Source organism: Pseudomonas sp. DWP3-1-2, from assembly GCF_049896285.1.
In the GTDB taxonomy this organism is placed as follows: Bacteria; Pseudomonadota; Gammaproteobacteria; order Pseudomonadales; family Pseudomonadaceae; genus Aquipseudomonas.
In genome coordinates this window covers 1-11,168 of record NZ_JAFCTZ010000022.1, presented here as the reverse complement: position 1 = coordinate 11,168, position 11,168 = coordinate 1, and the positions used below count along the sequence as shown (strand labels likewise).

Here is an 11,168-nt window from a genome sequence, read left to right as displayed (position 1 = left end):
AACAGTGCGACCACCAGTTCTACTGAGCGCTCGGCCGAAACGGCCACCGGCACATCCGGCCCCACGCCCTGGCTTTGCAGCCAATGGGCGAGTTGATTGGCGCGGGCATCCAGCCCGGCGTAGCTCAAGCGCGTGTCGCCATACACCAATGCCAAGGCATCGGGAGTGGCGCGCACTTGCTCGGCGATCAGGGCGGGCAGGCTTGGGTACTGCGGGTAACGCGTGTCGGTGGCGTTCCAGTCCTCAATCTGGCGAACCTCCATCGGGCTCAGCAAGGTCAGGCTCGCCAACGGACGACGGCTGTCTTCGAACTGCTCCAGCAATCCGGCCAGATGTTCACTGAAGCGGGCGATATCCGCTTCGACAAAAGCATCCCGGCGGTAACTGAACTCGATCTGCAATTGCGTGCCGGCATGGATCACCAGGGTCAGCGGGTAATGCGTGGTCTCGTGACGCTGCACCGGGTGAAAACGCAAGCCGCTGGCTTCACCGAGGGCCTGTTCCACGGGGTAGTTTTCAAACACCAGCAAGGTATCGAACAGGGCTTGACCACCCTGCCCGGCCCAGCCCTGAATCTCGAACAACGGGGTATGCTCATGCTCGCGCAGCGCGCTGTTGAACCCTTGCAGCTGCCGCAGCCAGTCGCCCAAGGGCTGCCGGGCTGGCGGCGTCTGAATCACCGGCAGCGTGTTGATGAACAGCCCCAGGGTGCGTTCGGCCTCAGGCAATTGCGCCGGACGCCCGGCCACCGTGGCACCGAAGGCCACCGTGGGTTGCCCGCTGTAGCGTTGCAGCAACAGGCTCCAGGCACCTTGCACCAGCGTGTTCAAGGTGACCCGCTCGCGGCGGGCGATGGCGGTCAGGCGTGCGGTCAGCGCTGCATCGCATTGCAAGAGGTGCTGGCGGTGACCACTGCCCTCGCCCACGCCGGTCACGGTGTTGGCCAGCAGGGTCGGCTCATCCAGCCCGGCCAGACGCTCGCGCCAGAAAGCCTGGCGCTGCGCCGGATCACGCTGTTGCAACCACTGCACATAGTCGACAAAACGTCCTGCCACCCCGGTGGGCGGCGTGCCCCGATAATGCTGCAAGACTTCGGCGATCAGGCGTGACGAGCTCCAGCCGTCAAGCAGCAAGTGATGGCTGGTCAGGATCAACTGGTAGCGCTGTTCCCCCAAACGCACCAGCACCACCCGTAACAAGGGCGCGGTACCCAGATCGAACCCGGCCTCACGCTCCTGACCTGCGAGCACTTCGACCGCCGTTTCGCCATCGGCTCGTTCGCGCCAGTCCAGCAGGCGCACCGGCGACGGCACGCTACGGCGCACCGCTTGCAAAGGCTGGCTCAGCCCTTCCCAGAAAAACGCGGTACGCAGCACGTCATGGCGAGCAACCGTGGCGTCCCAGGCCTGGGCGAAACGGCTGGCCTCCAGGCCGTCGATGACCAGGCTCAACTGGTTGAGGTAAGCGCTTTCTCCGGGGGCCTGCAACGCATGGAATAACATGCCCTGCTGCAACGGCGACAGCGGATAGAGCAACTCAGTGTCAGCGGGCAGCGACAGGCTCTCCAGTGCTCGCTGATCCAGTCCTGCCAGCGGGAAGTCCGATGGCGTGAAACGTTGCGCGTCGGGTTTCAGACAATGTTCGATCAAGTCTTGCAGCTCAGCGCAACACGCCTGGGCCAGATGCTCGACCCAGACCGAAGACAGCCGCGCGCCGCTGTATTGCCAATTCAGGTGCAGCTCACCCTGACGCACCTGGGCATTGATAATCAGCTCGTTGCCCAAGGGTGCATCGGCGGCCTGATCGTCGCCGCCACGCTCGGCCGCAATACTGAACAAACCTTGCGCATCCAGACCACGGTCGGTCTGCCCGAGATAGTTGAACGTGATCGACGGCTGCAACGCCCCGGCCAGTTCGGCACGCACCCCGGGTTCGCCGAGGTAACGCAGAATCCCGTAACCCATGCCTTGATCGGGCACCTGGCGCAACTGCTCCTTGATGCCACGAATCGCCGCACCCGCGGGTGCCGAAGGGTCCACTTGCAGACGCACCGGATACAGGCTGGTAAACCAGCCCACGCTGCGGCTCAAATCCACGTCGCTGTAGTCGGCCGGGACTTCGCGGCCATGCCCCTCAAGGCCGACCAGCAGGCTCTCGCCACCGGTGGCCCGCAAGACCGTTCGGGCCACCGCGGTGAGCAGCAGTTCGTCGACGCGGCTGCGATAAGCCTGCGGCGCCAGGGTCAGCAATTGACGCGTCAGCGGCTCGGCCAGACGCACCTGACACTCACGCACCTGATCACGGCGGCGACTGCCCGCTTCATCCAGCAATGGCAGGCTGGCCACGCCCGGCGCCAGGGTGGCGCGCCAGAAGTCCAGCTCTGCCAGACGCGAGGGCACCTGGGCGTGGAGCACTTCGCCCCAGCGCTGGAAGGCACTGGTCTTGTTGCCCAACGCCAGCGGCTGGCCGGCCAGGAGTTGGCCATAAGTGCGCTGCAGGTCTTCAATCAGAATGCGCCAGGAGACCCCGTCCACCACCAAGTGATGGGCAGCCAACAACAGGCGCTGGCCATCCTGGCAGTCCAGCAACAGGCCGCGCAGCAAAGGGCCTTCGCTGAGGTTCAGACCCGCCTGAACGGCGCTGCACGCGCTGCTCAGTTGCGCCGTATCGGTGACTTGCACCTGGTCCAGTGGCACCGAAGCCATGTCGCTATGGTGCTGAATCCATGTGCCATCAGCGTCCTGCGTGAAGCGCAGGCGCAAGGCGTCGTGGTGCGCCACCAGGGCTTGCAAGGCGCCACTCAGCAGCGTCGCGTCCAACGGCTCCCGGGGTTGCAGCAGAACCGACTGATTCCAGTGCTGGCGAGCGTTGACGGGGCTTTCGAAAAACCATGCCTGGATCGGCGTCAGGGCGGCAGGGCCGGTGACCGGACCTTGTGCCTGGGCGACACGTTCCTGAACCCTGGCCACCTGAGCCAGGCCGCGGATGGTCTGTTGTTCGAAGACATCCTTGGGCGTCAGCAGCACACCGGCCTGACGGGCGCGGCCGACCAGTTGCAGGGAAACGATGGAGTCGCCGCCCAGCTCGAAGAAGTTCTCCGTGGCACCGATCTGCGGCATGCCCAGCAATTGCTGCCAGATTCCGGCCAGCAGGGTTTCCACTTCGCCTTGAGGCGCAATGAACTCGCCGTCCTGGACATGCCAGTCCGGGGCTGGCAAAGCTGCCCGGTCCAGTTTGCCATTGGGCGTCACCGGCAGATGTGGCAACCACACCAGCCGCGCCGGGATCATGTAGTCCGGTAAATGGCCGGCAAGGGCTTGCTTGACGCGGGACTCCAGACTCGGCTCGTCCGCCGCCACCGTCGCCACGCCGTAAGCCACCAGACGAGGCCCCGTTGGCGAAGGCAGAGCCAGCACCACGCACGTCTCCACTTCCGGGTGTTGCTGAATGCGCGCTTCAACCTCGCCGGGTTCAATGCGATAGCCGCGAATCTTGATCTGCTGGTCGATACGACCGACGTATTCGATCACCCCATCGGTGCCCCACAACACGCGGTCACCGGTGCGGTACATACGCGCACCTGGCGCACCGAACGGGTCCGGCACGAAGCGCTCGGCACTCATCGCCGGTCGGCCATGGTATTCACGGGCAAGGCCGCTGCCGCCCAGGTACAGCTCGCCGCTGACCCCGGCCGGCACCGGTTGCAGGCGTGCGTCCAGAATATAGGCGCGACGGTCGCCAACGGGGCGACCGATGGGGGCGTAGGCCGACAGGCAGGCCTGGCTCGCCGAGACTTTCCAGACCAATGGCGTAACCACGGTTTCGGTCGGGCCGTAGCCATTGATCAGGGTGCGCGGCGTCAGGGTCTGGCGGATGCGCTCGAAGTTGGCCTGAGGCATGGCTTCGCCGCCGAAAGAGTACAGATCCAGCGCCGGAGCGCAGCCTTGGGCCTGGGCTTCGGCAGCCAGCTGGGTCAGGTAGACCGGCGGGAATCCGGCGTTGGTGACCTGCTGCTCCGCCAGCGTCTGCAAGGTGCGCGCTGGGGACCACAGCTCTTCATCGCGCAGCACCAGACTGGCACCGCAGGTCAACGCGGTCAGCCAGCGCTCATGGGCACCGTCGAAGGCAAAGGAAATGAAGTGAAACTCGCGCGATTGCTCGGTCATGTCGTACAACGGCGCGGTGGCGTCGCAATGCATGGCCAACGGCCCGTGGGCCACCGCAACCCCTTTTGGCGTACCGCTGGAACCCGAGGTGTAGATCAGGTACGCAAGATTTTGCGCATGCACGTCGACGTCAGGGGCCTGGTCGCTGTAGCCGTCCAGGGCCAGGTGATCAAGGTCGAGCAACGCCAGGCCCGGTGCCTCGGGCAAACGCTCCAGGGCCATCTGCTCGGTGATCAGCAGGCTCATGCCGCTGTCGTCCACTACATAGCCGAGACGTTCGCGAGGGTAATCCAGCGCCAACGGCACGAATGCCGCACCGGCCTTGGCCACCGCCAGCAACGCCACCAACAAACGGTTGGAGCGCTGCAAGGCCACACCCACACGCGCTTCAGCGCCAACGCCCAGGGCAATCAACGCGTGGGCCAGGCGGTTGGCCTGTTGCTCCAGTTCGCCACGGGTCAGCGTCTGACCGGCACAGATCAGGGCGACACGCTGAGGATCGGCCGCAGCGTGGGCGGCGATGCGTTGTTGCACGCTGGCGAAGACCGGCGGCGCGTAGTCCGACGTGCTCCAGACCATGAGCTGAGCCCGCTCGGCATCGCCGAGCAGACTGATCGCGGCCAATGGCTGGTGGGCATCGGCGATCAGGCCAAGCAAGAGGCTATTGAGATGCCCTGCAAGGGCCTCGATCCTGGCGGTGGCGAAGGCATCGCGGCGATACCCGAAGGTGATGTCCAGGGTCTCGCCCGCGAAGATCGCCAGGGACAGCGGATAGTGGGTCGCTTCCAGGGTGCTGGACGCTTCGATGCGTACGCCGCTGCGCTGGCGCATGGCGTGATCGACCGGGTAGTTCTCGAACACCAGCAGGCTGTCGAACAGGCTTTGCCCGCTCAACCCGGCCCAGCGCTGGATGTCGGCCAGCGGCGTGTGTTCAAACTCGCTGGCATCGGCACTTTGGGTTTGCAGTTCACGCAGCCAGTCGCCCACCACCTGGGCCGGGTCGCCACCGGCGATCACCGGCACGGTGTTAATGAACAGGCCGACCACCGCTTCGGCGTCGTCCAGGGCACCGGGACGTCCCGATACGGTGGCACCGAACGTTACCCGAGACTGGCCGGTGTAGGTTTGCAGCAGCAAGGTCCAGGCCCCCTGCACCAAGGTATTGAGGGTCACGCGCTGGCGGCGGGCAAACTGGCGCAGGCGCTGGCTGTCAACCGCAGACAGGCCACTGCGGATCACACCATGCCCCGTCGTTTCGCCAGGCATTCGGGTATCCCGGGCGGGCAGGCTTTCCGCGAGCAGCGTCGGCCCTTCCAGCGTCGCCAGGCGTCGTTGCCAATACGCTTGCGCCGCCTGAGCATCCTGGGCTCCCAGCCAGGCAATATAGTCGCGGTACTGACTGCGCGGCCTCAGTGGACGTTCGCCAGCGTAGTGTTGCAGCACCTCGCCGATCAGTCGCGCGCTGCTCCAGCCATCAAGGAGAATATGGTGGAAGGTCCAGATCATCCGGCAGCGCGTGGCATCCAGACGCAACAGTTGCACCCGTTGCAGCGGCAGGCGCGTCAGGTCGAACCCTTCGGCGCGCTCGGCAACAGCCCGGTCATCCAGTGCTTGCTGGCTGAGCCCCTGGGCGTCATGCAACTGCGCCACTGCCGGACCACGGCGCAAAACGGCTTGCAGCGGGACGCTGAGTTCGCCCTGCCAGAGGAATACGCTGCGCAGCGTGGGGTGCTGCTGCACAGTGGTTTCCCAGGCGAGCAGGAAACGCTGCGGATCAATACCTTCGAGCACCACGTCGATCTGGTTGACGTAGGCCGATTCGGTGTCGCCTTGCAGGGTATGGAACAGCAGGCCTTGCTGCAGCGGCGAAAGCGGATACAGGTCTTCCACCTCGCGAGCCACCAGGGGCAAGGCGTCGAGCCGGACCTGAGTCAGACCGGCCAACGGCACGTCCGCCGGGGTCAGGGCGGCGTTGTCGGGGGTCAGGCAGTGGGCGGCGACCAGGCTCAGTTCGGCGCGCAGGTCGTCCAGCAGACCTTCAAGTTGCGAGGGCGTGTAGTAACGGGCATCGGCGCGGCCATCGAATTGCAACTGGCCTTCCATCAGGCGTGCATTGACTGTCAGCGCGTGGCTGAGGGGCGCGGCGTCGTCACGTTGGCGACCCTGGGGTTCACTGGCCAGGGCAAACAGGCGCTGGCCATCAAGGCTGCTGTCGTATTGACCCAGATAGTTGAACATCACCTGCGGCGGGGCCTGCTCGGCGAGCAATGCCTGGGCCGAGGCCGGGCCGAGGTAGCGCAACACGCCGTAGCCGACGCCCTTGTTCGGCACCTGGCGCAGTTGCTCCTTGACGGCTTTGATGGCCGAGCCTAAATCGCCCAGACCGGGGCTCAAGCGCACCGGGTAAAGGCTGGTGAACCAGCCGACGCTGCGCTCGATATTCAGGCCTTCGTTGAACGGCGCGGGCAAGGCGTCGCGCCCATGACTTTCCAGAGCCACGCTTAACGAAGCGTGGCCGCTTTGTCGGCACATAACCCGGGCCAGGGCCACGAGCAACAATTCTTCCAGGCGAGTGCGATAAGCAGCGGGCGCTTCCTTGTGCAAGCGCCGTGTCAGCTCGGCCGGCAGGCGCAGGCGACGCTCCACGGCCTGTCCTTCACAGCCCAGGGGCATTGCCGGTTGCCCGGCGGTCTGCGCGCGCCAGTAGTCCAGCTCATCAAGCAGTGTCGGGCTTGCCGCAAATGCCTGCAAACGCTCCCCCCACTGCGCAAAACCGGCACCCACCGGTGCCAGCGTCACCGCCTGGCCAGCAGCCTTCTGGCGATAGGCTTGCTGCAAGTCTTCCACCAATACTCGCCAGGACACGCCATCCACCACCAAGTGGTGAACCACGATCAACAGCCGCTGGCTGCCATCCCCCAGGGTCAGCAAGGCGGCGCGCAACAATGGGCCGTCATTGAGATCGAGGCTGGTTTGCAGGCGTTCGGCCTCGAAAAGGAAGGCCTCCGGGTGCGGGGCGTCGACTTCCACCAGCAGATTCTCGCCCGAAAACGCTGTGTAGCGTTGTTGCCAGAGGCCGTTGGCATCCTGCCGGTAACGCAAACGCAGGCTGGCATGGTGTTCGGCCAGGGCCGCAAGGCTGGCACGCAGGGGTTCGGCTTGCAGAGCCTGCAACGGGCGCAGGAGCGCTGACTGGTTCCAGTGCTGGCGTTGGGGAATGTCCTGGCTGAAAAAATACTGCTGGATCGGCGTCAGCGACGCCGGTCCGACCGTCATGCCCGGCTGCTGCTCGGCGTCCTGACGAGCCTTGCGCGCCGTATGGGCCAACGCGGCCAGCGTCGGATGCAGGAACAGGTCGCGGGGGCTCAATTGCCAGCCCGCCTGACGCGCCCGGCTGATCACTTGCAGCGAGAGGATGGAGTCTCCACCCAGTTCGAAGAAATTGTCGGCGATACCGACCTGTTCCAGGCCCAACACCTCGGCCCAGATCGCCGCCAACGTCTGCTCCACCTCGCTGCGCGGTGCGATGTAGTCCTCGACAGCAATGTGCCCTTGCGGCTGCGGCAGCAACTTGCGGTCCAGCTTGCCGTTGGCCGATAACGGCATCACGTCCAATTGCACCAAGCGCCACGGCACCATGTATTCAGGCACGTGCCGGGCCAGATGAGCCTTGAGCACCTCCTCTTCGATCGCGTCACCCACCCAGTAACCTATCAGCTTGTCGTCACGGGCAATGACCACGCTTTCCTGCACATTGGCGTGGCCGAGCAACACCGCTTCAATCTCACCCAACTCGATGCGCTGGCCGCGCAGCTTGACCTGATGGTCGATGCGCCCCAGGTAGTCGATGGCGCCATCGGCACGCCAACGTGCCAGGTCGCCGCTGCGGTACATGCGCTCGCCGGGGGCGCCGTAGGGGTTGGCGACGAAACGCTCGGCCGTCAGCGAAGGTCGTCCCTGATAACCCCGGGCCAGGTTGACGCCGGCGATGTACAACTCGCCCGCCACGCCCACCGGCACGGGGTTGAGATCGGCATCGAGAATGTGGATCTGCGTGTTGGCGATGGGCCGACCAATGGGCACGCTGTTGCCGTCCTCACGGCATGCCCAGGACGTGACATCAATCGCCGCCTCGGTCGGGCCGTACAGGTTGTGCAGTTCACTGGCGGTTTGCGACAACACCTGGCGCTGCAACTCCGCCGGCAGGGCTTCGCCGCTGCAAATGATGCGTTTGAGTGAGCGGCAAACAGGCAACTCGCCCGCCGAAACAAAGGCCTGAAGCATCGAGGGCACGAAGTGCAGCGTGGTGATGCCGTGCTCAACGATCAGCTCACGCAGCAACTGCGGATCACGGTGCGCGCCGGGCGGGGCCATCACCAGCGTCGCGCCGCTGAGCAGGGGCCAGAAGAACTCCCACACCGACACGTCGAAGCTGTACGGGGTCTTTTGCAGCACACGATCAGCGGCAGTCAGGCCGTATTCGGCCTGCATCCATTGCAGGCGGTTGAGCAGGCCCGCGTGGCGATTGCCCACTGCCTTGGGCTTGCCGGTGGAGCCGGAGGTGTACAGGCAATAGACGAGGTTTTCCGGGCTGATCTCCACCGTCGGCGCGGTCTGCAACTGGGCATCCAATGGCAAGTTTTCCAGCGCATGTACCGGCACGCCGGCATCGCCAGACCATTTGTCCAGCAGGTGCGTTTGCGTCAACAGCAGCGGGCTGCCGCTGTCGGCCAACATGCCTTGCAGGCGCTCACGGGGATGGTCCGGGTCCAGTGGCAAGTAAGCGCCCCCGGCCTTGATCACCGCCAACAGTGCGACCACCAGTTCCACCGAACGCTCGGCCGAAACGGCCACCGGCACATCCGGTCCTACGCCCTGGCTGTGCAGCCAATGAGCAAGTTGGTTGGCGCGGGCATCCAGCCCGGCGTAGCTCAAGCGCGTGTCGCCATACACCAATGCCAGGGCATCGGGAGTGGCGCGCACTTGTTCGGCGATCAGGGCGGGCAGATTCGCGTACCGGGGATAGTCTTCCCGGGTCGCGTTCCAGCCGGCGAGCTGCTGGTGCTCGTCCGGGGTCAGTGACTCCAACGCGTGCAGCGCACGATCGGGCTGCTCCAGCAGTTGCTCGATCAAATGCAGAAAATGCGCGTGCCAAGCCTGTACGGTAGTCGCCTCAAACAGGTCGGTGGCATAGCTGAAGGTCGCGGTGATCTGCCCTTCGCGAGTTTCCTCGGTGGTCAGGGCCAGGTCTAACTGCGCGGTTTCGGCGGCCTGGTCCAGGCGCTCGAAGCGTAGCCCGCCTGCTTCCAACTGGCTGTCGCCACGCTGCAAATGGTTGAACAAAACCTGAAACAGCGGGTTGCGACCCAGACTGCGCTGGGGTTGCAGGGCCTCGACCAGTTGTTCAAAGGGCAAATCCTGATGAGCCTGAGCTTGAAGTGCCTGCTCGCGCACGGCCTTGATCTGATCAATGAAGGACTCGCGCCGGGCGATGCGCAGCGGCCAGACCTGGGTGTTGACGAAACACCCAATCAAGCCTTGAGTCGCAGCGGCCTGGCGATTGGCGACCGGAATGCCCACGCGCAATTCGGTCTGACCGCACAGGCGGCTGAGCCACACGCCATAAGCGGCGAGTAAAACCATGAACGGCGTGGCGTGTTGTCCACGGGCAAACTGGCGGATACGGCGGCTGGTGGCCTCGGGCAATGGCTTGCCAACCCGCGCTCCGCGATAGGAGGGTAAGCCGGGGCGCAGGTGATCCACCGGCAACTCCAGTACCGGCTCTTCGCTGCCCAGACGCTCGCGCCAATACGCCAGTTGCTGCTCGCTTTCCCCGGACTCCAGCCACAGGCGCTGCCAGCGCGCGTAGTCGCTGTATTGCACGTCGAGACTGGCCAGCGGACTGCCGACGGCATGTAGGCGGCGGGCATAGCCGCTCGCCAGTTCCTGAACGAACAGCTCCACCGAGACTCCGTCGGCGACGATGTGATGCAACGTGACCAGCAAGGCATGCCGTTCGGCGTCACAGCGCACCAGGCACAGGCGCAGCAATGGCCCCTGGGTCAGATCAAAGGGGTGCCGGGCCTGATCCTGGGCCAGACGCGTCAAGGCGGCGTCCTGGGCCTGGGCCGACAAATCGCTGAGGTCTTCGCGCCCCAGGGTCACGGCGCAGGCATCGGCGGCATGTACCCGCACCACGGGCTCGCCGCCCTCGTTGGGGAAGTCGCTGCGCAGTACGGCATGACGGGCCACGATGTCGGCCAGAGCCGCCTCCAGTGCCGCTTCGTTCAGGTCGCCGGTGAGTTGCAGGCCGCCGGTGATGTGATACGCGCTGGCGGTCGGCTCCAACTGCCAGAGCAGCCACAGCCGGTGCTGGCTGTAGGACAACGTGCACTTCGCCTCGGCGGGTGCCGGGACGATGGGCAGGCGGCGGGCATCAATGCCTTTTTCCCGCAGCTGCTGCAGGAATATCCGCTGCTTTTCGGCTGGAAGAGCGTTGAGCCGTTCGGCCAGCGGACGCAACGGATCGTCACGGTGGCTGGGGCCGTGGGCTTGGCTCAGGTCGTTCATTCAATGCGCTCCAGTTCGTTCAGCAATCGGGTCATGGCGTCCACCTCGTCTTCGGGGGCGTGCGCCGGAATGTGCTCCAGGTGCCGAGCAAGCGCCTCGACCGTCGGTGTGTCGAACACCGCGCCAAGGTGAATCTGCACGCCTAACTGATGGCGGATCTGCGAGGCCAGGCGGGTCGCGAGCAGCGAATGCCCACCCAGTTCGAAAAAGTCATCCGTCACACCGACCCGCTCCACGCCCAACACTTCGGACCAGATCCTGGCCAGACTGCGCTCGGCGTCATTGCGGGGCTCGACATAGCCAGCAGCGGCGGCCTGCCCTTCGGGTTGCGGCAGTTGCTTGCGGTCCAGCTTGCCGTTGGCCGAGAGCGGCATCACGTCCAACTGCATCAAGCGCCACGGCACCATGTATTCAGGAACGTGTCGGGCGAGG

Annotated in this window: 2 protein-coding genes; both read right to left on the bottom strand. The window is 65.1% G+C overall.

Translation table 11 applies throughout. The features are described from left to right. Window positions 1-10,736: amino acid adenylation domain-containing protein (locus ACP7B0_RS23305; RefSeq protein ID WP_426144112.1), on the bottom strand; the 10,736-nt coding region annotated here is incomplete at its 3' end. Then, window positions 10,733-11,168, bottom strand: a 436-nt coding sequence (locus ACP7B0_RS23300; protein ID WP_426144110.1) for a phosphopantetheine-binding protein, incomplete at its 5' end; no start/stop codon positions are given. The genes ACP7B0_RS23300 and ACP7B0_RS23305, both read right to left, overlap by 4 nt.